Source organism: Microbacterium jejuense (assembly GCF_019511665.1).
GTDB lineage: Bacteria > Actinomycetota > Actinomycetes > Actinomycetales > Microbacteriaceae > Microbacterium > Microbacterium jejuense_A.
Genome location: NZ_JAEUAW010000005.1, coordinates 220,532 through 247,333, shown reverse-complemented (window position 1 = coordinate 247,333; position 26,802 = coordinate 220,532). Strand labels below are relative to the sequence as shown.

The window sequence follows — 26,802 nt, the reverse complement described above, 5'->3', positions numbered from 1 at the left end:
GCGGGTATCGCGCTGTCGAAATCGGCATGCGCTGCTGTTGGTTTCGGGCGCGGATGCCGATTTCGACAGCGCGAACCGAGAGAGAGGGGCCCCCAAGGTCCAACCGCGGCGTCAGCGCAGGCGCGACAGCGCGCGCTCGTGCACGCCGGGGTCGGAGCCCATGCCGGCGGGGGAGTCGGGGGCGTACACGACGAGCTCGTCGAACCCGAGCGCCTCGGCGCGCTCGACGGCGGCGAGGTAGGCGTCGACGCCGGCGGTGGGCCGCACCTGACCGAACCCGAGCAGCAGCGAGCGCCGCACGGCGCCCGGTGTGCGGCCGGCGTCGGCGCACGCACGCGCGAAGCCGTCGGCCTGGCGGGCCAGCAGGTCCCAGTACTCCTCGGGATTGAGCGCCGTGGATCCGGGCCCGCCGTAGGTGTTCCACGTGTCGGCGTGCGCGGCCGCCAGGGCGAGCGCCCGCGGGCCGTGGGCGGCCAGCAGCAGCTCGGGCCGGGACGCGCCCTCCGGAGCGGCGGTCGTCTGGAGGCCGTGGAACGACAGCGTCGTGCCCTCCCAGTCGGTGGCCCCGTCGAGCACCGCCGTGTAGCCGCGCACGACGTCGGCGAACCGCGCCGCCATGGCGCGCGGGTCTTCGCGCACGCCGTGGTGGGCGAGGGCGCACGTGGGCGCGCCGGCTCCGAGCCCGAGCACGAGCCGACCGCCGGTGATGTCCTGCACCGTCATCGCGATGCGGGCGAGCGTGACGGGCGTGCGGAACACCGCCGACGCCACCAGTGTGCCGAGCCGGATGCGCTCTGTCGCTCCTGCCGCCGCGGTGAGCGTCGTGAACGCCTCGCTCAGCCACATTCCGGGCGCCGTCGCGTGCGTGAGGTGGTCGTACGTGTACGCCACGTCGTAGCCGACGTCGTCGGCCCAGCGATACCACCGCTCCTGCTCGCGCCATGCGCCCACCGGGGGGATCACGACGCTGATCCTGTCGAGTGCCATGCCGCCATCGTTCCACCGCATCGGCCTCGGATGTGTGGATGCCGGCGGCCGCGGCATCCCGGATCTCCCGGTCGTGCGCGCGGAGCCTGCCGTAGACTGTTCGGCACGATGGACGACCCCCCTAGTTGTAGACCCTCGCCCCACCGACCCGACTCCCGCACGAACGGGGGTGATGTGTGATGGATTACGTCATGCTGGGCGTGGGGCTTCTGCTCACCGTCGGGACCGGTCTATTCGTCGCGAGCGAGTTCGCGCTCGTGAACCTCGACCGCGCCGACCTCGAGGCCCGTCAGGCCGCCGGCGAGTCCCGGCTGTCGCTGACGATCAGCGCACTGCGGATCACCTCGACCCATCTGTCGAGCGCACAGCTGGGCATCACGCTGACGACGCTGCTGACCGGTTACACGATGGAGCCGGCGATCTCGAACCTGCTCGCCCCCGTGTTCGACGCGTGGGGCGTGCCCGCCGGGGTGTCGCGCCCGCTGGCCGCGATCATCGGCGTCGCGATCGCGACGGTCTTCTCGATGATCCTCGGCGAGCTCGTGCCCAAGAACTTCGCGCTGGCCGTGCCGCGCCAGACCGCCAAGCTCGTGATGCCGTTCCAGGTGGCGTTCACCACGGTGTTCCGCCCCGCGGTCGTGGTGCTCAACGGCAGCGCCAACGGCGTGCTGCGGGCGATGGGCGTCGAGCCCAAGGAGGAGCTTTCGGGCGCGCGCACCGCCGAGGAGCTGTCGAGCCTCGTCCGCCGCTCCGCCAGCGCCGGCGTGCTCGAGGAGGACACCGCGTCTCTGCTCGACCGCAGCCTCACGTTCGCGCGGCTCACCGCGGCCGACGTCATGACGCCGCGGCCCAGCATCCACGCGCTCGCCGCCGACGACTCCGCGGAGGACGTCATCCAGCTCGCGCGCCGCACGGGGCACAGCCGCTTCCCCGTGTACGACGACTCGATGGACGACATCACCGGCATCGTGCACCTGAAGGCCGCCGTGAGCGTGCCGCGCGAGCGCCGCGCCGACGTGCCGGCGGCAGCGCTGGCGACCGAGCCGCTGCGCTTCCCGGAGGCGGTGCACCTCGACGTGCTGGTCGCCGAGCTGCGCGCCCGCGGGTACCAGATGGCGATCGTCGTCGACGAGTACGGCGGCACGGCCGGTGTCGTGACGCTCGAAGACCTCGTCGAAGAGATCGTCGGCGAGGTACTCGACGAGCACGATCGCCGCCGCGCGGGTATCGTCCGCGTCGACGACACCGTGCTGTTCCCCGGCGAGCTGCGGCCCGACGAGGTGCGCGACCGCGCCGGCATCCGGATCCCCGAGGGCGACGTGTACGACACCGTCGGCGGCTACATCATGAGCGTGCTCGAGCGCATCCCCGCCGTCGGCGACAGCGTCGAGATCGAGGACGGGACGCTCGAGGTGCAGCGCATGGACGCACGGCGCGTCGACCGGGTGCGCTTCACGCCGCGGCCGATGCCCCACGATGCCGACGGCGCCGAGGGAGGTGAGCGCCGATGAGCGACTGGGCCGGAATCGTATGGCTGGTCGTGCTGCTGTTCGCCAACGCCTTCTTCGTCGGCGCGGAGTTCGCCGTCATCTCGGCGCGCCGTTCGCAGATCGAACCGCTCGCCGAGAAGGGGTCGCGGTCGGCCAAGACCGCGCTGTTCGCCATGGAGCACGCGACGCTCATGCTGGCGACGAGCCAGCTCGGCATCACGATCTGCTCGCTGCTGATCCTGAACGTGTCGGAGCCGGCGATCCACCACCTGCTCGCCGTGCCGCTGGGCCTCACCGGCTGGTCGGAGGCGCTCGTCGACGGCGTCGCGTTCGCCGTGACGCTCCTGCTGGTGTCGTACCTGCACGTCGTGTTCGGCGAGATGGTGCCGAAGAACCTGGCGTTCTCGGTGCCCGACCGCGCGGTGCTCATGCTCGCGACCCCGCTGGTGTGGGTCTCGAAGATCTTCCACCCCGTGATCGTGACGCTCAACTGGATCGCCAACCACACCGTGCGCCTGTTCCGCGTCGAGCCGAAGGACGAGGCCGCCTCGACCTTCACCCTCGAAGAGGTCGCGACGATCGTGAACCAGTCGCGCATCGAGGGCGTGCTCAACGACGCGGCGGGTACGGTGGCTGCGGCCGTCGAGTTCACCGACAAGAAGGCGGCCGACATCGCCGTGCCGTTGTCCGACCTCGTGACCCTCCCGGAGGCGGTCACACCCGACGAGATCGAGCGCGCCGTGTCGAAGCACGGTTTCTCGCGGTACGTGATCGTGGACGAGGCCGCCGAGCCGGTGGGCTACGTGCACCTGAAGGACATCCTGCGCGCAGCGGAGGGACCGGATGCCGCGACCGACGTCGCCCGCCCCATCCCCACCAAGCGCATCCACCACATGGTGCCGGTGCTCGAATCCACCGACCTCGAAGACGCGCTCGCCGTGATGCGCCGCGCCGGACGCCACCTCGCGCAGGTGCGCGACGACGCCGGCCGCACGACCGCGGTGCTGTTCCTGGAGGACATCATCGAGGAGCTCATCGGCGAGGTGCAGGACGCCACCCGCCGCCGCGGCTACTGACCTCCGGGTCGTCGAGCGAGCGAAGCGAGACGAGACGCCCTGAACGCGCCGGCAGCCGTGCTCGCCTCGCGACGGATGCGTTTCGTCTCGCTCGTTCCTCGCTCGCTCAACGACCGGGCGTCATGCAGGCCGCGCCCGCAGGTACTGCGCCGGCCAGTAGTCGATGTCGGCGCCGAGCTCGACGGACGCGCGCAGCGCGTAGTGCGGGTCGCGGAGCCATTCGCGCCCGGCCATGACCGCATCGGCGGACCCCTCGGCGAGCACGCGTTCGGCGTGGGCGGCGTCGTCGATCATGCCGACGGCGTTCACGGGCACGCCCGCCTCCCTGCGCACGCGCTCGGCGAGGTGCACCTGGTAGCCGGGGCCGGTGGTGATGCGCTGGTGCGCGACGAGACCGCCGCTGGAGATGTCGAAGAAGTCGGCGCCGTGCTCGGCGGCCCAGCGGGCTGCGGTCACGGTCTCGTCGGCGTCCCACCCGTCGTCGGCCCAGTCGGTGGCCGAGAACCGCACGATCAGGGGGACCCCCGGTGCGGCATCCCGGACCGCGTCCAGCACCCGCAGCAGCAGGCGTGCCCGGTTGTCGAGCGAGCCGCCGTATTCGTCGTCGCGGCGGTTAGACAGCGGCGACAGGAACTGGTGCAGCAGGTAGCCGTGGGCGGCGTGCAGTTCGAGCACCTGGAACCCCGCGTCGACCGCCCGCCGGGCCGCCGCGGCGAACGCCTCGACGACACGGTCGATGCCGGCGAGGTCGAGGGCCGCCGGCTCGGCGAAGCCCTCGAACGCGATCGCGGAGGGCGCGAAGGTGGTCCAGCCGCCGTCCTCGGCCGGCACGCTGCCGCGCTGCGGCGCGAACGGCCACCACGTCGACGCCTTGCGCCCGGCGTGGGCGAGTTGCACGCCGGCCACCGCACCGCGGCTGCGGATCGCGGCCACGATCGGCGCCCACGCGTCGCGCTGGGCGTCGTTCCAGAGACCCGTGTCGCGCGGCGAGATGCGCCCCTCGGGCACGACAGCGGTCGCCTCGGCGACGATGAGCCCCGCGCCGCCCGAGGCGAACTGCGCCAGATGCGTGTGGTGCCACTCCTGCGGAACGCCGTCGACCGCGCTGTACTGGCACATCGGCGACACCCAGAGCCGGTTGCGCACCTCGACGTCGCGCAGGGTCAGGGGCGTGAACAGGCGGCTCATGGGGGTCCTTCGCGTCGGGGCGGCGGTACTGTGACCGCATGGTTCGGGAATGGACGCGAGAGGATGCCGCGCACGCCCTGCGACGGCCGACAGCCGCCGACGACAAGTATTCCCGAGGTGTCCTGGGCATGCGGACGGGCTCGGCCGCGTACCCCGGCGCCGCCGTGCTGGGCGTCGAGGCCGCGTGGCGGACGGGCCTCGGCATGGTGCGCTTCCTCGGCGCCTCTCGCGCCGCCGACCTCGTGCTCGCCCGTCGCCCCGAGACGGTGACCGCCGAGGGTCGCGTGCAGGCGTGGGTCATCGGATCCGGTACGGATGCCGCGACCCGCACGCCTTCCGACACGGCCGCGCTGCGGGCCGTGCTGAGCGACACCGACCCGGTCGTGGCCGACGCCGGGGCGCTCGACCTCGCGGTCGAGGACGAAGCCACGGCGCCCCGCATCCTGACTCCGCACGACCGTGAGCACGCGCGGCTGCGCACGGCGCTCGGCCTCGGGCCGGCCGGTGCCGACCGCGCTGCCGCGGCGCGCGAGACGGCCGAGGCGACGGGCGCGGTCGTGCTGCTCAAGGGCGCCGCCACCGTCGTCGCCGCGCCCGGCGGATGGACCGCGAGCGTGACGGCCGGCACGCCGTGGCTCGCCACGGCGGGCACCGGCGACGTGCTCGCCGGCGTCATCGGCGCCCTCGTGGCCGGAGCCGCGGCGTCCGAGGCCGGCGCGGTCGACGGCGCGGCGCTCGCGGCGCTGGCCGCCTCTGGGGCGTGGCTGCACGGCCGGTCCGGGACGATCGCCTCGTCCGGCGACCGGCCGATCACGGCGCTCGACGTCGCCCACGCGCTGCCGCAGGCCGTCGCGGAGGTGCTTGCGGGCTGACGCCCGGGTGCGCGTCGTCGGAGGTTCTCGCGGCCGGGGGAGGCGGCATCCACTCGCCGGGGCATGGCCCGCGGACTCGCATCGGGCCGGGCGATGGGCACCCCTTCCCTAGGATGGTGGGGTGTCTCGGCGGGCGGTGGTGTGGGTCGCGTTCGCCCTCGTCCACGCCATGGTGATCTGGCTGGGCTTCACCGGAGACCACGCCGCCTCGTGGGATGTCGACCAGCTCTACCGCTGGTGGGCGGGCCGCACGCTCAGCGGGCAGGCGATACCGGGCATCACCGAGGGGTGGGTGTACCCGATCCTCGCCCACGTGCCGATCCTGCTGGTCGGCGCCGTGAGCCCGGCGATCGACTACACGCTCGCGTGGGGACTGCTGGTGACCGCGATGGATGCCGCGGCCTTCGCCGTGCTCGTCGGTCGCGGCCGTTCCCGCGGGCGTCTGTCGGCGGCGTGGTTCTGGCTCGCCGCGATCCTCGCCCTGGGCGGTGTCGGGATGTTCCGGCTCGACGCCGTGACCGTGCCGCTCGCGATCCTCGGATCGCTCTGGCTGGTCGGCCGGCCCTGGCTCGCCTCGGTGCTGCTCGCCGTGGCCACGTGGATCAAGGTGTGGCCGGCGGCCCTGCTGGCTGCGGCCGTCATCGCGGTGCGTCGGCGGCTCGTGATCGTCGGCGGTGCGGTCGTCGTGTCGGTGGTCGCCGTCGCGATCGTCCTGGTGCTCGGCGGCGGCGCGCATCTGTTCGGCTTCGTCGGCGACCAGACCTCGCGCGGCCTGCAGCTGGAGGCGCCCGTCAGCACGGTCTTCGTCCTCATGGCGATGGGCGGCGTGCCGGGGGCGGCGATCCGCTATGACGAAGAGATCATCACGTTCCAGGTCGTCGGGCCCGGTGCCCACGGCGTGATCGCCGCGATGACGCCGGTGCTGATCGTCGGGATGCTGGCCATCGCCGCCATGGGCGCCGTGAAGGCGTGGCGCGGTGCGGGATTCGCAGCGCTGTTCCCGCCGCTCGCCGCCGCGCTGGTGCTGGGCTTCATCGTGCTCAACAAGGTGGGGTCGCCGCAGTACTTCACATGGATCATCGCGCCACTGGTCGTGGGACTCGTGCTGCGACGGCGCGCGTGGTGGCGTCCGGCGGTGCTCGTGCTGCTGACCCTCGCCGTGACGCAGCTGATCTTCCCGTTCTTCTACGACGCGATCCTGGTGCTCGTGCCGGCAGCGGTGGGGCTCCTGGTGGTGCGCAATGTGCTGCTCGTCGCTCTGTTCGCGTGGGTCCTCGTGCTGCTCGTCCGTGTCCCCGTCCCTGGCCGCGGGACGGCCGCGCGCAAGGGGCCCGCGGGCTCGGCCGCCGTCGAGAGCGTGCCAGAGTAGAGAGCGGCGGCGGCACTCGCGCGGAGCGAGGCACGAGGCGTAGCATCCCGTCGTCCCTGATCTGCGGAGGTTCGTCATGCTCGTCGCGTTCTCGGTGGCGCCCAGTGGCACGGGTCGTGCCGACGGCTCGGTGCACGACGCCGTCGCCGCGGCCGTGAAGGTCGTGCGCGACAGCGGTCTGCCGCACCGCACGACCTCGATGTTCACCGAGATCGAGGGGGAGTGGGACGAGGTCTTCGACGTCGTCAAGCGCGCCACCGACGCCGTCGCACCCTACGGCTCGCGTGTCTCGCTGGTGCTGAAGGCCGACATCCGCCCCGGCTACACGGGCGAGCTCGATGCCAAGATCGAGCGTCTCGAGGCGGCGATCGAGCGGCAGGGCGACGACTCCTGAGCCGCTGCACACGGTGCCGCTGGATATCTGCCGTGCGTGTCCGAATCGATTCGACAGGATGCCGCGACCGCCGCTAACGTGACGGGGTGACCTCCTCGAACCTGACGAGGGGTGCGGCGATGTGGGCGCTCCTCTCCCTCGCCGTCGGCAGCTTCGGCATCGGCATGACCGAGTTCGTCGTCATGGGTCTGCTGCCGAACATCGCCGAAGACCTGCTGCCGGCAGTGTGGGCGACGAGTCCCGAGGATGCCATCGCCCAGGCGGGCTGGCTGATCTCGCTGTATGCGCTCGGCGTCGTCGTCGGCGCGCCCACGATCGCCGGCGCGGTCGCCAAGTACCCGCGGCATCGCGTGATGATCGGGCTGGCGCTCGCGCTGACCGTCTTCAACGTGCTGACCTTCGTGGCGCCGACGTTCGAGTGGGTCGCGGCATCCCGCTTCCTCGCCGGGCTCCCGCACGGCGCCTACTTCGGCATCGGCGCGCTCGTGGCTGCGGAGGTCCTGGGCCCGGGCATGCGCGCGAAGGGCGTTGCGTTCGTGCTCACCGGTCTCACCGTCGCGAACGTCGTCGGGGTGCCGCTCGGCACGTTCCTCGGCCAGCAGGTCGGCTGGCGCGCGGCGTTCATGGTCGTGGCCGCCATCTTCTTCGCGGCGACGGTGCTCATCGCCTTCTTCGTGCCCGAGCATCCCGGAGACCCCACGCGAACGATGCGCGCCGAGCTCAAGGTGTTCCGCATCGGCCAGGTGTGGCTCGCCCTCGGCGTCGGCGCGATCGGGTTCGGCGGCTTCTTCGCCGTCTACAGCTACGTCGCCCCGATGGTGACCGAGGTCGCCGGCTCGCCCGAGTGGGTCGTGCCGATCGTCCTCGTGCTCATGGGCGTGGGGATGACGATCGGCAACCTGGTCGGCGGGCACCTCGCGGACGTGAACCTCAAGAGGACGCTCGTCGGTGGCCTGATCGGGCTCGCCCTCGTGCTCGCCCTCCTGGCGGTGACGGCGCAGTGGATCTGGGCGCTCGCGCTGTTCGTGTTCGCCATCGGCTTCGTCTCGTCGGTGCTGAGTCCGACGATCCAGACGCGCCTGATGGACGTCGCGCAGGACAACCAGTCCATCGCGGCCGCGCTCAACCATTCGGCGCTCAACATCGGCAACAGCCTCGGCGCGTTCCTCGGCGGGCTCGTCATCGCCGCCGGATGGGGCTTCGTCGCGCCGGCCTGGGTCGGGGTGGCGCTGGCCCTCGCGGGTCTCGGGATCGCGGCGGCGAGCCTGGTGGCCGAAAGGCGTCGCGCGCCGGTCGGCGCGTAGGCGCGGCATCCCGCTACGCGAGCCGCCCGACGCGCCGGCGGGCGATGAGCGCCACTCCGATGCCGATGAGCACGGCAGCGGGCGCGGCGAACAGCGCGAGGGACGTGCCACCCGTCGCGGGCAGGTCGGCGCTTCCGTCCATGCCGGAGTCCGCGGTCTCGCCGGCCGCCGTGGCTCTGATCGTCACCGACGCGCCCGCGTCGCCGGCAGCAGCGTCCACGGGATCCGCTGTCAGGGCGATCCGCAGATGGACGGTTCCCGGCGTCGTCGACGCCCACAGTCCTCGCCAGACGCCGTCGGCTGGCAGAGGCGCCCGCGGGAACAGCAGCGACTCATCCGCCGCACACCTCCCATCCGAGGCCCACGCGCTCGCGCAGGACCGGACCTCGGCCGCCAGCCGGAACGCCGGATCGCCCGTGGACGAGAATGCGACGTCGAGGTCGCCGTCGGCCGGCGCGGCCCCCGCATCCACGTCGACATGCCAGTACAGCGGCTCGATCGGGTCGAGCTGCTGCACACCGGCGCCTTCGAGGTCGGACCTCATGACGAGGTACGGCGCCGCCGCGGCGGGCTCGGCTGCCAGAGTCCACGCCGGCACGAGTGTCGCGCCCGCGACGAGGATCACGACGAGTGTGCGCCGCGTCGAGCCGCCGGGTGCGGTGCGCGCGGGGTCCCCTTCATCGTTCTCGCCCGACTCCGGGTCGGGAGCCTCCGCGCGCGGATGCGCGCCGGCCACGGCATCCGCATCCCTCCTCGTCGCCCGACGCGGCCAGAAGGCCCACGAGACCAGCAGGGCCGCACCGATCGTCAAGCCGCCCAGCATCCACGGATTGCCGAGTTGGGCGATCGCCGGCGCGAGGTGCGGCACAGAGCCGCGCACGATCCGCACCTCGGTCACGGTATACGGCAGCGGGTCGTCCGTGGCGTTCGCGTCGCCGCGCATCGTGAGGACGCGCTCGGACGGGGAGCCGCCCTCGCCGATGCTCGTGATGCGGTGCGTGATGGGCAGCGCATCGTCGCGATCCACCGTGACCACGTCCCCGACGTGAAGGTCGGCGGCAGGAACCTTCTGAACGAGCGCGACGGAGCCCGCTGGGATCGTGGGCGACATGGATCCGGTCTTGAACATGATGAGCGAGTAGCCGCCCGTGAAGGCGAGGATCGCCAGCACGATGCACACGGTTCCGGCCAGGGCCGCGCACGTGAGGAGCACTTCGCGCACGATGCGTCCCGCGCGGGAGAGGTGCCGCGTGACGGCGCTCATCCCGAGCTCCCCGCGCACGCCCGTGAGCGCATCGGGGCCGTCCCGCGCTTGCGAGACGTCACCGTCACCTGCTCGGAGCGGTCACTGCGAGACCGCGTCCCACTGCCAGACGGCGGTGCCGGTGTCGCCCTGTCCGACGTCACCGGCGGTGACCTGCAGACACAGGTAGACGATGTCGCCCGGGGCCATCGTCGCCGGAACAGCCGTGCCCCCGGCGAAGGCCGTGGCGTCGCAGCCGAATGTCGCGGTGGCGACGGAGGCGAAGGTGAGCAGTCCGTCGAGGTCACCCGTGACGACGGGCGCGACGGCGGTGAGGTCCGCCGACACCGTGCTCGCGGCGGTCAGCTGCAGCGCGTACGGGGCGTACACGACGTCCTCCGGCGCGAGGTTGTCGAAGCCGGTGCTGAACGTCAGCGACGCGGCCTCGCCCTCGGTGGGGTGGTCGGCCCACGTCGTGCCGTCCGTCGAGCCCTGGAACTCGAACGTTCCGGCGGCGAAGTCGGAGGTCGCGAACTCCGAGTCGTTCCACGCGGCGAGCGTGAGCGCCGCGCCGACCCCGAGGACGAGGCCTCCGGCGAGTACGGCGTAGATCTTGCGGCGCGTGAAGGTGGTGCGGTCAGTACCTGACCGTGCAGCGGTTCCCACGATTTCCTCCTGGTCGTCCTGCATTTCCCCCTTGGGGGGAGGCTAGCGACAACGACGACCGTGCGGAAGAGCCAGGTCGGCGCGGCGACCGCCGTGGCTAGAGTGAGCGGATGCCGCACCCGACGCCTTCCGACCGCGCGCTGCGTGCCGTCGCCGACTCCGTGACGTCGTCCCGCCCGCGCGTTCCCGGTGATGCCACGGATCCGTCCATCCCGGTCGCGGCGACGGTCGTGCTCCTGCGCGATGCCGCGCCCGGCGTCGAGGTCCTCGTGATCGAGCGGCCCGATCGCGGCTCGTTCGCGGGCGCGTGGGTGTTCCCGGGCGGCAGGCTCGAAGACGGTGACCGGCTCGGGGCGGACGATCCGGAGGAGAGCGCGGCCCGCCGTGCCGCTGCCCGCGAGACGCGCGAAGAGACGGGGCTCGTCCTGGACCCGATGGCGCTGCAGACCCTGTCGGTGTGGGACCCGCCGCCCGGGCTCGCGCTGCGGATCCGCACGTGGTTCTTCGTGGCCGCGGCGCCGGCGGGCCGGATCGCACTGTCGCCGGACGAGGCCGTTGCCGCGCAGTGGGCGCAGCCGGCAGACCTTCTCGAACGGCACGGGCGCGGCGAGCTCACGCTGTACCCGCCCACGTGGGTGACGCTGCACGGGCTCGCCTCGCACCCCGACGCGGCGTCCGCGATCGACGCCGCGCGTCTGGCCGGCGTGCAGCGCTTCGAGACGGTCGCCCGCCGCGGCGCCGAGGGGCCGCTGCTGCTGTGGCAGGGCGACGCCGAATGGGACGTGGATGCCGGGGGTCCGGCATCCACGTCCCGTCATCGCCTGGAGATCGGCGGGCTGCCCTGGCGCTACGCCCGCACGGACTCCGGCCTCACGGCTGGGTGACGCCCGCGACGCCCACGAGGTCGGCGAAGGTGAACGTCGCCGGGTTGCTGCGGGGCAGGCTCGGAGCGAACGCGACGTTGAGGATCGACAGCGCGTCGCGGCGCAGCAGGCGCACGAAGGTCTCGGCGACGATCTTGGCGCCCAGGGGTCCGAGCGTCTCGCCCCCGGCCTTCACCGCCGCCTCCCGCAGGAGGTAGTACCACAGCGGCGTCTTCGACAGCAGCAGTCCGCCGTCCTTGTTCAGCACAGCCGTCTCGGCCGCACCGAGTCCGGACGTCAGCTCCGCCGGTGTCAGGACGGGTACGCCGAGCTCGGCGGCCGTGGCCTGCCCGCTCGGCAGACCGAGCACGAGGCCGCGCAGCAGGTTGCGAGCCGCGAGGACGCCCATCATGGCGCTCGTGGTGCCGTCGCCGTCGAGGTCCTCCAGGGCCGGGGCGAGAGCCGTGTCGATCTTGCGCGCGCGATTGAACACCGGCACCGGGATGCCGGTCTCGAAGAACGCGTTGAAGTCGACGACCCAGTTGGAGAACACCGGAGTGCGGTCCGGTGAGATGAACGCGAAGACGTCGCTCATCGGCTTGGTCCGCAGCGCGAAGTTCAGCCAGTAGTCGTTGCGCACCATGCTGTGCCCGAACCGGTAGGCCGCGACGGAGAACTCGACGGGCATCCGGAACGTCTTGCCGCCCGGCGTCACGCTCGCGACCGCCGCATCGACGGCAGCCTGCCCGCAGATGCGGGGGAGGAAGTCGTGCAGCACCGCCCACTGGTAGTGCAGCGTCACGAGTCGCTTCGCCTCGATGAAGACGTCGCCGCTGAACGACGCGGCGATGAGCGTGTCGACGACGGCGTTGTGGAACCGCAGCATCGCGTGGTGCAGCTGCGACACGATCAGGTTCTCGTTGTTGCGCGGATCGCCGATGATCGCCGTCTTCGCGGCCGTCCGGGGCACGTCGAAGTCGGTGTGCTCGAGCATCCCGGCATCACCTGCCGCTCCTCCCGCTCCGCCGGGACCGAACGGCAGATTCGTGCCGACCATCAGCCGGAAGGCCGTGGGCGATTCGCCAGGACGCGGCGGCTCGTACAGGAACGCGTCGAGGGCGGGACCCTTGCCGTACACGCTGTCGAGGTCGAGCACGGGCGAGCGCATGTTGTTGATGGTCGTCGCGTCGACGATCGCGGGAGCGTCGATCGCCGACGACACGTCGAGCGTGATGTCGTGATCGACGAACTGGCCCACATACGTGTAGCCGGACGGGGTGACGGAGTCGTCGGCCGGTGCACCCGTGTCACCCATGGCGCGGCCGAGCTCTTCGAGGAGCGCGCGGTTGGCGGCGTTCACCGGCAGCCGGCTCGCACTGCGTGTCGCGGGCTTCGTCAGGTAGCCGAACCTGTCGGCGCAGTCCGACGCGAACGACGGGAACGGGAAGTACCCGAGCGAGAACTTCGCCCCGTGGAACCGGGCGACCGGCCCGCGCAGGTGCACGAGCGACTCGCGCACGTCGACGGGCAGCTCGTCCTGATCGACCCGCGGACGCACCGCCGCGATCGATTCGAGCACGGCGTCGACCCCGAAGCGCGGGGCCGGCGGCAGCGCCTCGGCCTCCTTGCGCAGGGCCTTGTCGATGCGCCGAGTCTTCGGCGCGGCGATCTCGGCGTCGCCGCCGTGCAGCCCGGGCCTCGCCCTGCCGCGGTCGCCGTCGCCGTCCGGCCGCGGAGCGTCTGCGCCGTCGCCGTCGAGGTGGAGCTGGGCACGCAGGAACGGCTGCGCGCGGAAGGCGTCGGCGGCCGCTTCGGCGCCCGTCGTGTCTTCTCTGGTCATGGCTGACCCCTTCCGATCGGTTGCCGGTAGGGAGGGGCGATGCCGCCGGGGTGATACGCGTCAGGACTCGAGCAGGCGGCGCAGGTGGGCGCCGACGGCGGACGTCTCGATGAGGAAGCCGTCGTGGCCGAAGTCGCTCGCCAGCACGACGGCGCGGTCGCCGTCGAGGGTGTTCGGGATGCCGCGCGCGATGCGGTGCTGACCGTCGATGGGGAACAGCCGGTCGCTGTCGATGCCGAGCACCAGCGCGGTCGCCGTGACGCGCGCCAGGGCGTCCTCGACGCCGCCGCGGTCGCGGCCCACGTCGTGCGAGTTCATCGCCTCGACGAGCGTGATGTACGAGTTCGCGTCGAAGCGCCGCGTGAACTTGTTGCCGTGGAAGTCGAGGTACGACTCGACCGCGAAGCGGCCGCCGTGGCCGAGCGGGCTCACGCCGGACTGCCACGACCGCTGGAACCGCTGGTTGAGCTCGGTGGGGGAGCGGTAGTTCAGCAGCGCCATGCGCCGGGCCAGCGCGAGGCCGCGTGTGGGGCCGTCGCCGTCGCCCGCGTCGTAGTACTCGCCGCCCTGGAACCGCGGATCGATCCGGATCGCCTCGATCTGCACCGAGTTGAGCGCGATCTGGTCCGCCGTGTTGACCGGTGGGGAAGAGAGGATGCCGACACGTGCGACCCGGTCGGGCAGTCCTGCCGCCCACTCCAGGGCGTGCATGCCGCCCATCGAGCCGCCGATGACGGCGGCCCACACGTCGATGCCGAGGGCGTCGGCCAGGCGCACCTGCGCGGCGACCTGGTCGCGGATCGTGAGGTACGGGAAGCGCGACGCCCACTCGTACCCGTCGGGACCGATGGATGCCGGACCGGTCGAGCCCTGGCATCCCCCCAGCATGTTCGGCGCGATGACGAACCAGCGGTCGGTGTCGATGGGGGCGCCGGGCCCGACGATGTCTTCCCACCACCCGCTCGTGGGATGCCCCGGGCCCGCGGCGCCGCGCACATGGCTGTCGCCGGTGAGGGCGTGCAGCACCAGCACCGCGTTGTCGCGCGCCGCGTTCAGCTCGCCCCACGACTCGTAGGCCAGGCGGTAGGCGGGCAGCTCGCGCCCCTGCTCGGTGCGGAACGCGCCGAAGGAGGCGAACCGGCGGTCGCCGAGCGGATCGCCGTCGCGCCACGCGCCGGTGGCCGGCGGACGCCCCAGCAGCTGCCGGGCGTCGGCCTCCGTCACCGGTGCGCTCGGCACCGTGTCTTCGGAGGTCTGCCAGTCCATTCGTCCATTCTCTCGTGACCGGGCCGGGATCCCTCGTGCATTACGGGATGCCGCGCATCACGGCGTCGGGCGGCGGGTTCGCCGTGCCGACACGCGCGCGTGGCAGAATGCGCGCATGTCCACCGCTGAGCCCATCATGCCCCCGCACAAGCTGCCGGATCCGCCGACCGTGGAGCACGACCTCGATCACGACGCGGACGTGCTCTTCGACGTCGGCGACAACGCCGATGTCGAGACGGCCGACGCACAGCCGTGGCATCAGGACGACGCCCCTCCCACCCTGCCGCGCCCTGTTCCCGGCGCGCAGCTCACGCCCGATCAGCTCGCCGCCGACCTGGACCCCGAATGACGGATGCCCCGGCCCGACGCTCAGCGTCGGGCCGGGGCATCCTGTCCCTGAGGAGGGGTCTTAGGCGCGAGCGGCCTCCGACACGCGACGTGCCGCGGCAAGGGCCTGCTCGAGGTCGGCCTTGAGGTCGTCGATGTTCTCCAGGCCCACCGACAGGCGGACGAGCCCGGGGGTGACACCGGTCGTGAGCTGCTGCTCGGGCGTGAGCTGCGAGTGCGTGGTCGACGCCGGGTGGATGACGAGCGAGCGCACGTCCCCGATGTTGGCGAGGTGGCTGAAGAGCGTCAGCGAGTTGACGAACTCGCGGCCCGCCTCGACGCCGCCCTTGAGCTCGAACGACAGCACCGCGCCGACGCCCTTGGGGGCGTACTGGTTGGCTGCGGCGTACCAGGGCGACGTCGGCAGACCCGAGTAGTTCACCGACGCGACGTCGGCGTGGTTCTCGAGCCACTCCGCGATCTCCTGCGCGTTCTGCACGTGGCGCTCGACGCGCAGCGACAGCGTCTCGATGCCCTGGATGAGCAGCCAGGCGCTGTTCGGGGCGATCGCGGAGCCGAGGTCGCGCAGCAGCTGTACGCGGGCCTTGATGATGTACGCGAGGCCGTCGCCGACGGCAGCCGTGTACGAGGCGCCGTGGTACGACGGGTCCGGAACCGTCAGGCCCGGGAACTTGTCGACGTTCTTCGACCACTCGAACGTGCCGCCGTCGACGATCACGCCGCCGATGGTCGTGCCGTGGCCGCCGAGGAACTTCGTGGCCGAGTGGATGACGATGTCGGCGCCGTGCTCGAACGGACGGATGAGGTACGGGGTCGCGATCGTGTTGTCGACGATGAGCGGCACGCCGTTCTCGTGTGCGATGTCGGCGACGGTGCGGATGTCGAGCACGTTGATCTTCGGGTTGCCGATGGTCTCGGCGAAGAAGAGCTTGGTGTTCGGGCGGACGGCGCGGCGCCACTCCTCGGGGTCGTCCTGGTTCTCGACGAACGTGACGTCGATGCCGAGCTTGGCGAGCGTGTACTTGAAGAGGTTGTACGTGCCGCCGTAGATCGAGCTCGACGCGACGAAGTGGTCCCCCGCCTCGGCGATGTTGAGGATCGCGAAGGTCGACGCGGCCTGGCCGCTCGCGAGCAGGAGCGCACCGGTGCCGCCCTCGAGCGCCGCGACGCGCTCCTCGACGACCGCCTGGGTCGGGTTCTGGATGCGGGTGTAGATGTTGCCGAACTCGGCCAGCGCGAACAGGTTCGCGGCGTGGTCGGTGTTGTCGAACACGTACGACGTGGTCTGGTAGATCGGCGTCGCGCGAGCCTTCGTGACCGGGTCGGGCTGCGCGCCCGAGTGGATCTGCTTGGTCTCGAAACGCCAGTTCTCGGAAGCGGCCATGGCTGTCTCCTGCGGGTCGTGTGCCGGGTCGGATCCCCGGGGATGGATGCCGGGTGCACATCCTCCCGACGCGTTCGACAGTACGGATCCGGTGCGCTTGTCAACAACGCGGGGGAAATGTGACGTCACACTCGATGCGCTGCTCGCGGCTACCGTGGAGGGCATGACGACCAGACGTGCAGTGGTGACCGGGGCGAGCTCGGGGATCGGCGAGGCGGCCGCGCGGGCGTTGCGCGCGAGCGGCTGGGAGGTGGTGGCGGTCGCACGGCGCGCCGACCGGCTCGCGGCGCTGGAGGCCGAGATCGGGGCTGTCGCGTTCGCCGCCGATCTGACGGCGGATGCCGACATCGAAGCGCTCGCCGGGTTCGTGGCCGACACCGGGCCGGTGCACGCGCTCGTGCACGTGGCCGGCGGGGCGCGCGGCACCGATCGCGTCGAGGACGGCCGCGTCGAGGACTGGCGCTGGATGTTCGAGACCAACGTGCTGTCGGCGCAGCGCCTGGTCGCGGCCCTGCTCCCGCAGCTGCGGCGTGCGGCGGCCGCCGACGGGCACGCCGACACGCTCTTCGTGACCTCGACCGCCGCCCAGACCGCCTACGCGGGCGGTGCGGGCTACAACGCGGCCAAGGCGGGCGAGTCGATGCTCGCCCACGCGCTGCGCCTCGAGCTCAACGGCGAGCCGATCCGCGTGATCGAGGTCGCGCCGGGCATGGTCTACACGCCGGAGTTCACGCTCAACCGGCTCGGCGGCGACGCCCAGGCGGCCGAGCGCGTGTACGAGGGCGTCGAGAACCCCCTCACCGGCGAGGACGTCGCCGACGTCATCGCGTACGCGCTGAACGCCCCCGGGCACGTCAACCTCGACCTCATCACCATGCGGCCGGTGGCGCAGTCCGCGCAGTTCCTGCTGGCGCGCGGCCCGCTGCGCCCCCGCGGCGTCGACGACCTCTGACCCGCGTCGCCGGTCAGAGGATCTTGGACTCGCCCGTCGCCGCCACCTCGTCGTCGTCGGCCGGAGCGTCGGGCGACGCGTCGGGGTCGCCGAACGCGACCTTCGGCACGAAGAACAGCAGGACGGCGGCGACGAAGCCGCCCGCGGCGCAGATCGCCCACACCGTCATGTAGCCGCCGAGCGATGCCGCGGTCTGGCTCGCGACGGCGCCGGCGCCGGCGGCCAGCACGACGCCGAACACCGCAGACGCGAACGTGCCGCCGATCGTCTTGGTGGTGTTCGTGAGTGCCGACGCGATGCCGGTCTGGCCGTGCGGGGCCGCCGCCGCGGCGGCCGCCGGGAGCGCGCCGACGAGGGCGCCCGAGCCGATGCCGGCGATCGAGAGGTTGAGCAGGACCTGCCACAGCTCGGTGTGGAATGGCAGGAACAGCGTGTAGCCGATGCCCACCAGCGCAGACGCGACGATGAGGATGAGCCGAGGGTTGGCACGACGAGAGGTCACCGCGAACAGCACAGCGCCGACGATGAGTGACACGAGGTACACGCCGATGACGTTGGAGCGGGCGGTCGCGTCGAGTCCGAGGCCGTAGCCGAGCGACGAGTCGGTGCCGGCGTACGTCGACAGCGGACCCTGCGCGCCCAGCAGGCTGATGCCGACGAGGAACGCCGTGGCCTGGACGGGCCACATCTCGGGGCGCCGCAGCACGCGGATGTCGACGGCCGGGTCGGGCTGGCGCAGCTCGTACCGCACGAACCACACGAAGACGGCGAGCCCGCCGGCCAGCAGCGCAGCGACCCACGCCCACCCGCCGACGCCCAGACCGAGCTCGCCGATCATGCGCATGTACACGAGCGCGCCGGTCACGAGCAGGAGGCCCCACGCGAGGATCACGAATCCCCACGTGTCGAGGCGGCGGCCGGGGAGCGGTTCGGATTCGGGCACACCCAGCCAGATCACGAGGGCGATGACCGTGACGGCGATCGCGGGCACCAGGAGCGTGATCCGCAGGTCGCCGCCCGTGGCGGCGAAGATGCGTCCGGCCGCGAGGGCGCCGATGATGGCGCCGGCCTCCAGGCCCACGACGAGCAGACCGGCGGCGCGGCGCGTGAGCGACGTGCCGCGCTTCTGCCGGCGCCCGCGCTCGAAGATGAGCGCGATCTCCAGCGGCAGCCACACCACGTAGAAGCCCTGCAGCGCCCACGCGACGAGGAAGCTCCAGAAGTCGCCCGCGAACGCGAGCCACCAGCTCGCCGCGGCGGTCAGGATCGCCGCGACCAGCAGGATCCTCTTGTGCCCGTACATGTCGCCGAGCTTCGCCATCACCGGCACCACGAGCGCCGAGAGGAGCAGCTGGGCCGCCTCGAACCAGTTGACGTCGGAATCGTGGATGCCGAGCGCCGTGACGATGTCGCTGAAGAGCGGCACATAGAAGCCCTGCAGGATGCCGCTCGTCAGCTCGACGAGGACGAACCACCCGATGAGGCCGGCGGTGATGCCGAGGGCGGAGCCGCGCAGGCGGTCGGCGGCGGAGGAGGCGCGAGACACGACCGCGAGGATATAACACCGCGCGTCCTAGTCTGGAGGGCGTGTGGATGAAGACCCCCCGCCCCTCCGCCGATCGGCGCGGCGTATGGCGATGACCCTGCCGCAGCTCGCCGATGCGGGCGTCATGGACCCCGGCTGGGCGGAGGCGCTCGCCCCCGTCGCGCCCGACATCGCGGCGCTCGGCGAGCGGCTGCGCGGCGAGGTCGCCGCAGGCCGGCACTACCTCCCCGCGGGGGACCGCGTGCTGCGGGCGTTCCAACGGCCGCTCTCGGAGGTCAAGGTGCTGATCGTCGGCCAGGACCCGTACCCGACGCCCGGGCACCCCATCGGCCTGTCGTTCGCCGTGGACGCGCACGTGCGCCCGCTGCCGCGCAGCCTCGCGAACATCTACCAGGAGCTCGAGTCCGACCTCGGCATCCCGCGTGCGGCGCACGGCGACCTGTCGGCGTGGAGCGATCAGGGCGTCATGCTGCTCAACCGCGTGCTGACGGTCGCGCCGGGGGCGCCGGCATCCCATCGCGGCTGGGGATGGGAGAAGGTCACCGAGCACGCCATCCGCACCCTCGTCGCGCGTGATCGCCCGCTGGTCGCGATCCTGTGGGGGAGGGATGCCGCGAACCTGCGCCCGCTGCTCGGCTCGACGCCGATCATCGAGTCGCCGCATCCGTCGCCCCTGTCGGCAAGCCGGGGGTTCTTCGGCTCGAAGCCGTTCTCGCGCGCGAACGAGCTGCTCGCGCAGCAGGGCGCCGCACCCGTCGCCTGGGCGCTGCCCGCCCTGGCCGAACCCGCACTGCCCGCCTGAACGGTCGGAGGACCGCATGCTCGAAGAGGAATACGAGAAGGACAAGCGGGTGCTCCCGCCCCATCTGCGTCGCCGCCCCGAGGCGGAGCGCCCCTTCTCGTACACGATCAGGCCCGTCGAGGACCGCGATCTTCCCGACATCCGTGAGATCTACAACCACTACGTGACCAACTCGGTCGTGACGTTCGACGAAGACACGTGGTCGCTCGCGCAGTGGCGCGCCAAGCGCGACGGCCTCGCCAAGCAGGGACTGCCGTTCCTCGTCGCCGAGTCGCCCAGCGGGCAGGTGCTCGGGTACGCGCTCGTGCAGCCGATGTCGAGCAAGTCGGCGTACCGGTACTCGGTCGAGAACTCGATCTACCTCGGGCACGCGGCGACCGGCAAGGGGCTCGGTCGCGCGCTGCTGGAGGCGCTCATCGCCGCGAGCGAGGCCGCCGGCATCCGTCAGATGGTCGCCGTGATCAGCGACAAGGGTGCCGAGGGCTCGGTCGCCCTGCACGAGAAGCTCGGCTTCGTCGAGGTCGGGCGCATGGGGCGCGTGGGCTTCAAGTTCGGTCGCTGGCTGGGCGTGATCTACCTGCAGAAGGAGCTCAAGCCCGTCAAGCGGGCCGGGGCGAAGAAGGGGTTCTTCGGCCGCTGACCTCGCGGCCGCCGCCGCTGCGGCGGCTCCAGTCGCGCACCGCGTCGACGAGCTCGCGCCATGCGCCGACCACCTCGTCGTCGACGAGCCGGGCCTCGCGCGGATCGGCGTCGGACCACGTCACCCGGATCGACCAGGTGAACCCGTCGGGCACGGGTGCACGAGGAGCGTCGTGCGCGCCCACCTCGTCCCACGGGCAGCGGTCGATGAGCGCGATCCACTCGGATGCCTCGTCGCCGGCCGGCTGCGCCGACCAGCGTCGCGTGATGCCGGCGAAGCCGCCGGAGCGCGCGACGTCGACCTCGACGGCGGGCTGCGTCGCAGGCGAGGGCTCAGGATCGGGGCTGTGCGTCATCCGGGATCACGCCGACTCCCGCCCACCCGGCGCGGACGGCGTCGACCTCCTCCGACTTCTCACCGTACTCCGCGGTCGCTGCCGTCAGGGTGGCGCGGGCGAACGCGACGAAGTCCGCGGTCTGCGGCAGCGTGCCGGAGGTCAGCGTGCGATACCAGATGAGCCCGGCGCGCTCCCAGGCGTGGCCGCCGAGCGCGGTCGCCACGAGATAGAAGGCGTGGTTCGGGATGCCGGAATTGATGTGCACGCCGCCGTTGTCGTCGCGCGTCTGCACGTACCCGCTCATGTGGGCGGGCTGCGGGTCCTTGCCGAGCACGTCGTCGTCGTACGCCGTGCCCGGAGCCGCCATCGATCGCAGCGCCGTGCCCTGGACGGCATCCGTGAAGATGCCCTCGCCGATGAGCCACGTCGCCTGGTCGGCCGTGTGGCCCGCGAGATGCTGCTCGGCGAGCGCGCCGAACACGTCGGCGATCGACTCGTTGAGCGCGCCGGACTGGCCCTGGTACAGCAGACCGCCGGAGTCCTCCACGACGCCGTGCGCGAGCTCGTGGGCGATGACGCTGAGCGAGCCCGTGAACCCCGAGAAGACGTCGTCGTCGCCGTCGCCGAACACCATCCGCTCGCCGTTCCAGAACGCGTTGTCGTAGTCGCGTCCGTAGTGCACCGTCGCCAGCAGCGCGCTGCCGCTGCCGTCGATGCTGTCGCGCGCGAACGCGTCCCACCAGAAGTCGAAGGTCGCACCGAGACCGTCGAACGCCTCGTCGGCGGCGGCGTCGCCGGTGGGCGGATCGTCCTCGCCGCGCACGCGCACGCCGGGGAGCGCCTCACGGTTCTGGGCGTCCGAGATCTCACGGTCGGGTGCCGGCGTGGCCTCGGCGGTGAGCACACCGGGCTCTTCGATCGACAGCCGCAGCCGCGTGCGTCGTCCCGGGGCGTAGTCCCGCGGAGCCGCCAGCGTGCGCTGCGCCGCGTCGGCCGCGCGCGCCCACGTGCCCTCCTGCACCGCGGCGATGCGGGCGAGCAGGTACGGCGGCACGATCCCGGGGTTCATCATGCTCTGAACCTAGCGCCGGGTTCCGACCTCGGAGCCGTCCGCGCCGACGATCAGTCCGCGTCGATGACGGGGATGGATGCCAGGAGCCGCCGCGTGTACGACACCTGGGGCTGCAGCAGCACCTTCTCTGTGGGTCCCTCTTCGACGATGCGGCCGTCCTTCATCACCACGACCTCGTCGCAGAGGTTCTGCACGACCCCGATGTCGTGCGACACCATGAGCAGCGTGAGCCCGTCGCGCACGCGCAGCTCGCCCAGCAGCTCGAGGATCTGCGCGCGCACCGTGACGTCGAGGGCCGACAGCGGCTCGTCGCCCACCAGCACGCGCGGGCGATGAACGATGGCGCGGGCCAGCGCGATGCGCTGACGCTGCCCGCCCGAGAACTCGTGCGGGTAGCGGTCGGCCATGCCGGCCTCCAACCCGACGTCCGCGAGCACCTCCCGCACGCGGGCCCGCCGGTCGCCGTCGATGCCGAGCGCCCACAGCGGCTCGCCGATGATCCGGCCGACGCTCATGCGGGGGTCGAGCGACGCGTACGGATCCTGGAAGACGATGCCGGTCTGCCGGCGCAGCCAGTGCAGCGACCGCGCCGACGCCGTCGCGTCCACGGGCCGGCCGTCGAACTCGACAGTCCCCGACGAGGCCGCGTCGAGTCCCAGCAGCAGGCGCACGAGCGTGGACTTGCCCGAGCCGGACTCGCCGATCAGGCCGACCGCCGACCCTTCGCGCACGTCGATGTCGGCATCCTCGAGCCCCGTGGTGAAGCTCCGGCGCTCGAACAGCCGCGTCTTGGGGGCGGGGTACCGGCGCGTCAGGCCGCGCCCGCGGATGAGGGGTTCGCTCACGCGTCACCTCCGCCCGGCCGCCACAGCGTCGCCGTCGCGTCGCGCAGCAGTCCTTGCGTGACGGGGGATGCCGGCGCCGTGAGCAGCTGCGACACCGGCGCCTGCTCGACCACGCGTCCGTCCTCGAGCACGACGCCGTGCGTGGCGATCTGCGACAGCACCGCGAGGTCGTGCGTGATGAACACGAGCGACATGCCGTCGTCGCGCACGAGCGCGCGCAGCAGGTCGAGGATCTCGGCCTGGATGGTCACGTCCAGGGCCGTCGTGGGCTCGTCGGCGATGAGCAGACGCGGGCGGCACGCGAGCGCCATCGCGATCGCCACGCGCTGCCGCTGGCCGCCCGACAGCTGATGCGGGTAGCGGCGCACCATGCGCTCGGGGTCGGGGAGCGCGACGCGCCGTGCCTCGGCGATCGCGCGGGTGGCGGCATCCCGTTTCGACAATCCCTCGTGGATGCGCACCGACTCCGCGATCTGGCGCCCCACGGTCCGGATGGGGTTGAGCGCCGTGCGCGGCTCCTGGAAGACGATGCCGATCTCGTCGCCGCGCAGCTCGGCGAGCTGACGGTCGTCGAGGCCCAGGATCTCGCGTCCGTTCCATCGCACGCTGCCCTGCGCCGCGGCGCCGTCGGGGAGGAGCCCGAGGATCGCGAGGGCCGTGAGGGACTTGCCCGATCCCGACTCGCCGATGAGGCCGACCCGCGCGCCGTCGGGCACGTCGAACGACACGCCGTCGACGACGCGGCGTCCGCCGATGTCGATCACGAGGTCCTGCACCGCCAGGCTCACGACACCACCTCCGGCACATGCAGTCGTGCCCGGCGCGTGGCGAAGGGGCTGCGCGACAGCGTCGGATCGGTGGCCTCCCGCAGCGCGTCGCCCAGGAGGTTCAGCCCCAGCACGGTGAACGTGATCGCGAGGCCCGGCCACACCACCGACAGCGGGTGCACCTGGATGTACTGCTGCAGCTGGGCGAGCAGCAGGCCCCACGACGGCTCGGTGACGGGCGCCCCGAACCCGAGGTACGACAGCCCCGCCTCCGCGAGCACCGCGACGGCCATACCCCACGACAGCTGCACGATGAACACCGGGGCGACATTGGGCAGCAGGTGTCGCCACAGGTTCTGGGCGGGCGTGAGACCCGCCGCTCGGCCGGCGAGCACGAAGTCGCTGTGCAGCACGCGGCGCAGCTCGGGACGCGTCACGCGCGCGATGTTGACGCCGAAGCCGATGCCGACCGCCCAGATCACGACCCACAGCGAACCGCCCCACACGGCCGAGATCATCATCGCGATGAGCAGCACCGGGAACGCGATGAGGATGTCGACGAACACCGCGACGGACTCGCGGACCCACCGGGCCGTGAGTGCGCCGAGCGCGGCGAGGGCGACTCCGATGACGGTCGCGACGATGCCGGCGCCGACGGCGACGAAGACCGTCGTGCGCGCGCCGGCCATCAGGAGCGACAGGATGTCGCGTCCGGTCGCGTCGGTGCCGAGCAGGTGCGGCCAGCCCGGCGGGGCCCAGCGGTCGGCGAGGTCGACCTGCTGCGGGTCGAACGGCGTCCAGAATCGCGCGACGATCGCCGTCAGCACGACGACGGCCACCACGATGAGTCCGAACCGACCCGTCGACAGCGCCCACAGCCGTGCCAGCCACGCCCAGCGCGAGCGGCGAGGGCGATCCGTGGATGCCGGGCCGCCGGCATCCACCTCTCCACCGGTCCCTGCACCCGCACCGGCCCCTGAGCTCGTCGAAGGACTCATGCGGCCTCCCGCTGCCGGGGGTCGATCATCCGGTGCGCCAGGTCGACCACGAACCCCACGACGAGGACGAACCCGGTGAGCGCGAGCAGCTCGCCCTGCACCTTCGGGAGGTCGCGCGCGGCGACGTCGGCCACGAGCATGCGGCCGATGCCGGGGAGCGAGAAGAGCTGCTCGATGACCACCGCGCCCACGATGATCCCCGCAACCTGCAGCCCGAGCACGGTGATCACCGACAGCCCCACCACCGGCAGGCCATGGCGGATGAGGGCCGCATCACGGGTGAGGCCCTTGGCAGCCGCGGTGCGCACGAAGTCCTGGCCGACCGCCTGCAGAGTCGCGCTGCGGACGAAGCGCAGCAGCATGGCGCCCTCGACGATCCCGATCGTCAGCGCCGGCAGGATCAGCGCCCGGAACGCGGCTGCCGCGTCGCCCCAGCCGGCGCGCGGGAACCCTTGCGCGGGCAGCCAGCCGAGCCACACCGCGAACACCACGACCAGCATCATGCCGGCCCACACGACGGGCACGGCGGCGAGGGTCTGCGAGCCGACGCTCAGCGCCGTGCCGTCGGCGTGACCGCGGCGCATCGCCGACAGCACGCCGAGCGGCACGCTGATGATCACCGCGACCAGCAGCGCCAGGATGCCCAGCGGCACCGTCACCTGCGCCTTCTGCACGAGCTCGTCGACCACCGGCGTGCCGGTGAGCAGCGACGTGCCGAGATCGCCGCGCAGCACGCCGCCGATCCACTCCAGGTACTGCACCGCCAGCGGACGGTCCAGGCCCAGCTGCGTGCGGATCGCGGCGATCTGCTCGGGACTGCTGTTGACGCCGCCGATCAGCTGCGCGATGTCGCCGGGCAGCACGCGCAGGGTGAGGAAGATGAGCACGCTGGCCACCAGCAGCCCCAGCAGGAGCAGGGCGAACCGGGTCAGCGTGTAGCGGATCACCCGTTGCTCTTGGCGATCTCGGCGAGGTTCAGGCGCTCGTTCACGTTGATCGAGGGCATACCGGTGATGTTAGTGCCGACCGCCAGGACCGAGGCGCCGTTGTAGAGCCAGTCGGCGCCGGCGTCCTCCGAGACGATCTTCGCGGCCTGGGCGAGCAGGTCTGCGGCCTCGGTCTCGTCGGTCGCGGCCAGCGCCTGCGTGTACAGCGACTGGACCTCGGGGTTGTCGTAGGTGAAGTAGTAGTCCGGGTCTGCCCAGTTCTCGAAGTCGCGCGCCTCCGTGTGCAGCACGAAGCTGAGCTCGTAGTCGTGGTTCGTGTACACGTCGGTCAGCCACGTCGAGAAGTCGACGGAGTTGACCTCGAGGGTGATGCCGACCTCGTTGAGGTCCGACACCAGGATCTGAGGGATCGTCGTCGAGTAGAAGTTCGGGATCGTGAGCGTCAGCTCCAGGTCCTCGGCGCCGGCCTCCTTGAGGAGCTTCTTGGCCGCTTCGGGATCGTACGGGGCGACGTCCGACAGATCCTCGAACCCGGGGTCGAGCTCGGGGATGGGGCCGTACAGCGTCTCGCCCGAGGCGAGGGCGTCGACGAACGCCTCGTGGTCGATCGCCTGGCGGATCGCCTGACGCACGCGCTGGTCGGCGAGCGGGCCGGACGTCTGGTTGAATGCGAGCGTCCCCTTGTCGGTGGACTTGCCGAGCACGAGGGCGAAGTCGCCGTTCGCCTCGACCTGGTCCTTCAGGTTCGCGTCGAACCCCGTCAGCACGTCGACCTCGTTGGCGAGCGCCGCGTTGAGGGCGGCCTGGTTGTCGGGGATGTAGTCGAGGACGACCTCCGCGACGCCCGCCTTTTCGCCCCAGTAGGCGTCGTTGCGCGCGAGGGTGATGCTGTCGCCCTGGGTCCAGTTCTTCAGCGTGAACGGGCCGGTGCCGTTCTCTTTCGTCTTGTAGTCGACCGTGTCGCCCTCTTTGAGGATGATGCCGGCACGCCCGGTGAGGTTCCACAGCAGGCTCGAGTCCGGCTGCGAGAGGGTCAGCGTGATGTCCTGCCCCTCGGCGGTGATCGAGGTCACGTTCGCGAGGCGGCCCGAGTCGCGCCACTCCGCGGTGTCGCGACGAGTGGTGAGCGACCACACCACGTCCTGCGGCGTGAGGGGCTGCCCGTCGTGGAAGGTGACGCCGTCGCGCAGCGTGAACGTGTACGTGAGGCCGTCGGGCGAGACCGTCCAGTCGCTCGCGAGCGACGCGACGATGTCCTGCTCGGGGGTGCGGGCGACCAGGCCCTGGTAGATGTTGTCGACGAGGATCTGGTCCAGCGCCGAACCCGCCGTCTGCCGGATGTCGAGGTTGCCCGGCTCCAGCACCAGACGGATCGCCACCGATGCATCGGGGTCGGGCTTGCCCGTGGCGGTGGGGGTCGCGTCACCTCCGCCCGACGTGCAGGCGGTGAGGGCGAGGGCGCCGGCGGCGAGCAGGGCTGCGGCGGCGAAGGCGGTACGGCGGAGCATGAAGGTCCTTTCGGGCGGGGTCCCCAGGCTGTGACGATCCTGTACGGTGCGGGCGTCGGCCACGAGGGGCTCGGCTGACGCGGGTTACAGCCTAGGGA

Annotated in this window: 26 protein-coding genes; 11 read left to right on the top strand and 15 right to left on the bottom strand. The window is 71.9% G+C overall.

The features are described 5' to 3' along the window. Positions 1-111: 111 nt before the first annotated feature. Complete coding sequence (locus tag JNB62_RS08935) at positions 112-987, bottom strand: LLM class flavin-dependent oxidoreductase (protein ID WP_220300513.1); 876 nt, start codon at positions 985-987, stop codon at positions 112-114. A 179-nt stretch (positions 988-1,166) separates the two neighbouring features. Here JNB62_RS08935 and JNB62_RS08930 point away from each other — a divergent pair, with 179 nt between their 5' ends. Both JNB62_RS08930 and JNB62_RS08925 read left to right on the top strand, forming a co-directional pair. Next, a complete protein-coding gene (locus JNB62_RS08930; RefSeq protein WP_220300512.1) occupies positions 1,167-2,498 on the top strand; it encodes a hemolysin family protein in 1,332 nt (443 codons plus the stop codon). Continuing rightward, positions 2,495-3,553, top strand: a complete 1,059-nt coding sequence (locus JNB62_RS08925) for a hemolysin family protein (RefSeq protein WP_220300511.1) — start codon at positions 2,495-2,497, stop codon at positions 3,551-3,553. The genes JNB62_RS08930 and JNB62_RS08925 overlap by 4 nt, the downstream gene beginning before the upstream one ends. A gap of 120 nt (positions 3,554-3,673) precedes the next feature. Here the strand turns inward: JNB62_RS08925 and JNB62_RS08920 are convergent, their stop codons facing one another. Beyond that, positions 3,674-4,741, bottom strand: coding sequence for an NADH:flavin oxidoreductase/NADH oxidase (locus tag JNB62_RS08920; protein ID WP_220300510.1), 1,068 nt, complete (start codon positions 4,739-4,741; stop codon positions 3,674-3,676). A gap of 38 nt (positions 4,742-4,779) precedes the next feature. Here JNB62_RS08920 and JNB62_RS08915 point away from each other — a divergent pair, with 38 nt between their 5' ends. From JNB62_RS08915 to JNB62_RS08900, 4 genes are all read left to right on the top strand, one after another. Beyond that, positions 4,780-5,613, top strand: coding sequence for an ADP-dependent NAD(P)H-hydrate dehydratase (locus JNB62_RS08915; protein ID WP_220300509.1), 834 nt, complete (start codon positions 4,780-4,782; stop codon positions 5,611-5,613). Positions 5,614-5,734: 121 nt separating this feature from the next. After that, positions 5,735-6,982: a hypothetical protein gene (locus tag JNB62_RS08910; RefSeq protein ID WP_308291762.1), complete on the top strand. Its 1,248-nt coding sequence runs from the start codon at positions 5,735-5,737 to the stop codon at positions 6,980-6,982. A 76-nt stretch (positions 6,983-7,058) separates the two neighbouring features. Then, positions 7,059-7,376 (top strand): thiamine-binding protein, encoded by a 318-nt coding sequence (locus JNB62_RS08905; RefSeq protein WP_220300508.1) that lies wholly within the window; start codon positions 7,059-7,061, stop codon positions 7,374-7,376. 119 nt (positions 7,377-7,495) lie between these two features. Beyond that, positions 7,496-8,680 carry an MFS transporter gene (locus JNB62_RS08900; protein WP_220300580.1) on the top strand — a complete coding sequence of 395 codons (1,185 nt, stop codon included), beginning with the start codon at positions 7,496-7,498 and terminating at the stop codon, positions 8,678-8,680. Between the two features lie 13 nt (positions 8,681-8,693). On the opposite strand, the gene JNB62_RS08895 is transcribed toward JNB62_RS08900, so the two are convergent. Together JNB62_RS08895 and JNB62_RS08890 are read right to left on the bottom strand one after the other, a co-directional pair. Continuing rightward, positions 8,694-9,944 carry a signal peptidase I gene (locus tag JNB62_RS08895; protein ID WP_220300507.1) on the bottom strand — a complete coding sequence of 417 codons (1,251 nt, stop codon included), beginning with the start codon at positions 9,942-9,944 and terminating at the stop codon, positions 8,694-8,696. Between the two features lie 81 nt (positions 9,945-10,025). Further along, complete coding sequence (locus JNB62_RS08890) at positions 10,026-10,589, bottom strand: SipW-dependent-type signal peptide-containing protein (RefSeq protein WP_308291761.1); 564 nt, start codon at positions 10,587-10,589, stop codon at positions 10,026-10,028. Between the two features lie 110 nt (positions 10,590-10,699). Here JNB62_RS08890 and JNB62_RS08885 point away from each other — a divergent pair, with 110 nt between their 5' ends. Further along, positions 10,700-11,473: an NUDIX domain-containing protein gene (locus JNB62_RS08885; protein WP_220300505.1), complete on the top strand. Its 774-nt coding sequence runs from the start codon at positions 10,700-10,702 to the stop codon at positions 11,471-11,473. On the opposite strand, the gene JNB62_RS08880 is transcribed toward JNB62_RS08885, so the two are convergent. Together JNB62_RS08880 and metX are read right to left on the bottom strand one after the other, a co-directional pair. Further along, the gene (locus JNB62_RS08880) at positions 11,460-13,292 is read right to left on the bottom strand and encodes a peroxidase family protein (RefSeq protein ID WP_220300504.1); all 1,833 of its coding nucleotides are present in this window, start codon (positions 13,290-13,292) and stop codon (positions 11,460-11,462) included. The two genes, JNB62_RS08885 and JNB62_RS08880, sit on opposite strands and share 14 nt — an antisense overlap. Before the next feature lie 60 nt (positions 13,293-13,352). Next, positions 13,353-14,558 carry a homoserine O-acetyltransferase MetX gene (gene metX, locus JNB62_RS08875; RefSeq protein WP_220300503.1) on the bottom strand — a complete coding sequence of 402 codons (1,206 nt, stop codon included), beginning with the start codon at positions 14,556-14,558 and terminating at the stop codon, positions 13,353-13,355. Between the two features lie 115 nt (positions 14,559-14,673). On the opposite strand from metX, the gene JNB62_RS08870 reads away from it, so the two are divergent. Then, on the top strand, positions 14,674-14,907 hold the full coding sequence (locus tag JNB62_RS08870; RefSeq protein ID WP_220300502.1) for a hypothetical protein: 234 nt from the start codon (positions 14,674-14,676) through the stop codon (positions 14,905-14,907). Positions 14,908-14,967: 60 nt separating this feature from the next. On the opposite strand, the gene JNB62_RS08865 is transcribed toward JNB62_RS08870, so the two are convergent. Then, complete coding sequence (locus JNB62_RS08865) at positions 14,968-16,290, bottom strand: bifunctional o-acetylhomoserine/o-acetylserine sulfhydrylase (protein WP_220300501.1); 1,323 nt, start codon at positions 16,288-16,290, stop codon at positions 14,968-14,970. Between the two features lie 163 nt (positions 16,291-16,453). Between JNB62_RS08865 and JNB62_RS08860 the strand changes: the two genes are divergently transcribed. Next, positions 16,454-17,242 (top strand): SDR family oxidoreductase, encoded by a 789-nt coding sequence (locus JNB62_RS08860; RefSeq protein ID WP_220300500.1) that lies wholly within the window; start codon positions 16,454-16,456, stop codon positions 17,240-17,242. Positions 17,243-17,255: 13 nt separating this feature from the next. Here the strand turns inward: JNB62_RS08860 and JNB62_RS08855 are convergent, their stop codons facing one another. Beyond that, the gene (locus tag JNB62_RS08855; RefSeq protein ID WP_308291760.1) at positions 17,256-18,788 is read right to left on the bottom strand and encodes an MFS transporter; all 1,533 of its coding nucleotides are present in this window, start codon (positions 18,786-18,788) and stop codon (positions 17,256-17,258) included. A gap of 85 nt (positions 18,789-18,873) precedes the next feature. Between JNB62_RS08855 and JNB62_RS08850 the strand changes: the two genes are divergently transcribed. After that, positions 18,874-19,590, top strand: a complete 717-nt coding sequence (locus JNB62_RS08850) for a uracil-DNA glycosylase (RefSeq protein ID WP_220300499.1) — start codon at positions 18,874-18,876, stop codon at positions 19,588-19,590. A gap of 16 nt (positions 19,591-19,606) precedes the next feature. Next, positions 19,607-20,230 carry a GNAT family N-acetyltransferase gene (locus JNB62_RS08845; protein ID WP_220300498.1) on the top strand — a complete coding sequence of 208 codons (624 nt, stop codon included), beginning with the start codon at positions 19,607-19,609 and terminating at the stop codon, positions 20,228-20,230. Here the strand turns inward: JNB62_RS08845 and JNB62_RS08840 are convergent. From JNB62_RS08840 to JNB62_RS08810, 7 genes are read right to left on the bottom strand one after another with little or no spacing between them, the layout of a single operon-like run. Beyond that, complete coding sequence (locus JNB62_RS08840; RefSeq protein WP_220300497.1) at positions 20,190-20,585, bottom strand: protealysin inhibitor emfourin; 396 nt, start codon at positions 20,583-20,585, stop codon at positions 20,190-20,192. The genes JNB62_RS08845 and JNB62_RS08840 overlap by 41 nt on opposite strands. Beyond that, positions 20,563-21,636, bottom strand: coding sequence for a M4 family metallopeptidase (locus JNB62_RS08835; protein WP_220300578.1), 1,074 nt, complete (start codon positions 21,634-21,636; stop codon positions 20,563-20,565). Before JNB62_RS08835 ends, JNB62_RS08840 begins: the two co-directional genes overlap by 23 nt. A gap of 53 nt (positions 21,637-21,689) precedes the next feature. After that, a complete protein-coding gene (locus tag JNB62_RS08830; RefSeq protein WP_220300496.1) occupies positions 21,690-22,484 on the bottom strand; it encodes an ABC transporter ATP-binding protein in 795 nt (264 codons plus the stop codon). After that, complete coding sequence (locus JNB62_RS08825) at positions 22,481-23,272, bottom strand: ATP-binding cassette domain-containing protein (RefSeq protein WP_220300495.1); 792 nt, start codon at positions 23,270-23,272, stop codon at positions 22,481-22,483. The genes JNB62_RS08830 and JNB62_RS08825 overlap by 4 nt, the downstream gene beginning before the upstream one ends. Then, a complete protein-coding gene (locus JNB62_RS08820) occupies positions 23,269-24,249 on the bottom strand; it encodes an ABC transporter permease (RefSeq protein WP_223231027.1) in 981 nt (326 codons plus the stop codon). The genes JNB62_RS08825 and JNB62_RS08820 overlap by 4 nt, the downstream gene beginning before the upstream one ends. Next, the gene (locus JNB62_RS08815; RefSeq protein WP_220300494.1) at positions 24,246-25,196 is read right to left on the bottom strand and encodes an ABC transporter permease; all 951 of its coding nucleotides are present in this window, start codon (positions 25,194-25,196) and stop codon (positions 24,246-24,248) included. Before JNB62_RS08815 ends, JNB62_RS08820 begins: the two co-directional genes overlap by 4 nt. Further along, the gene (locus JNB62_RS08810) at positions 25,193-26,704 is read right to left on the bottom strand and encodes an ABC transporter substrate-binding protein (RefSeq protein ID WP_220300493.1); all 1,512 of its coding nucleotides are present in this window, start codon (positions 26,702-26,704) and stop codon (positions 25,193-25,195) included. The genes JNB62_RS08815 and JNB62_RS08810 overlap by 4 nt, the downstream gene beginning before the upstream one ends. Between the last annotated feature and the right edge of the window lie 98 nt (positions 26,705-26,802).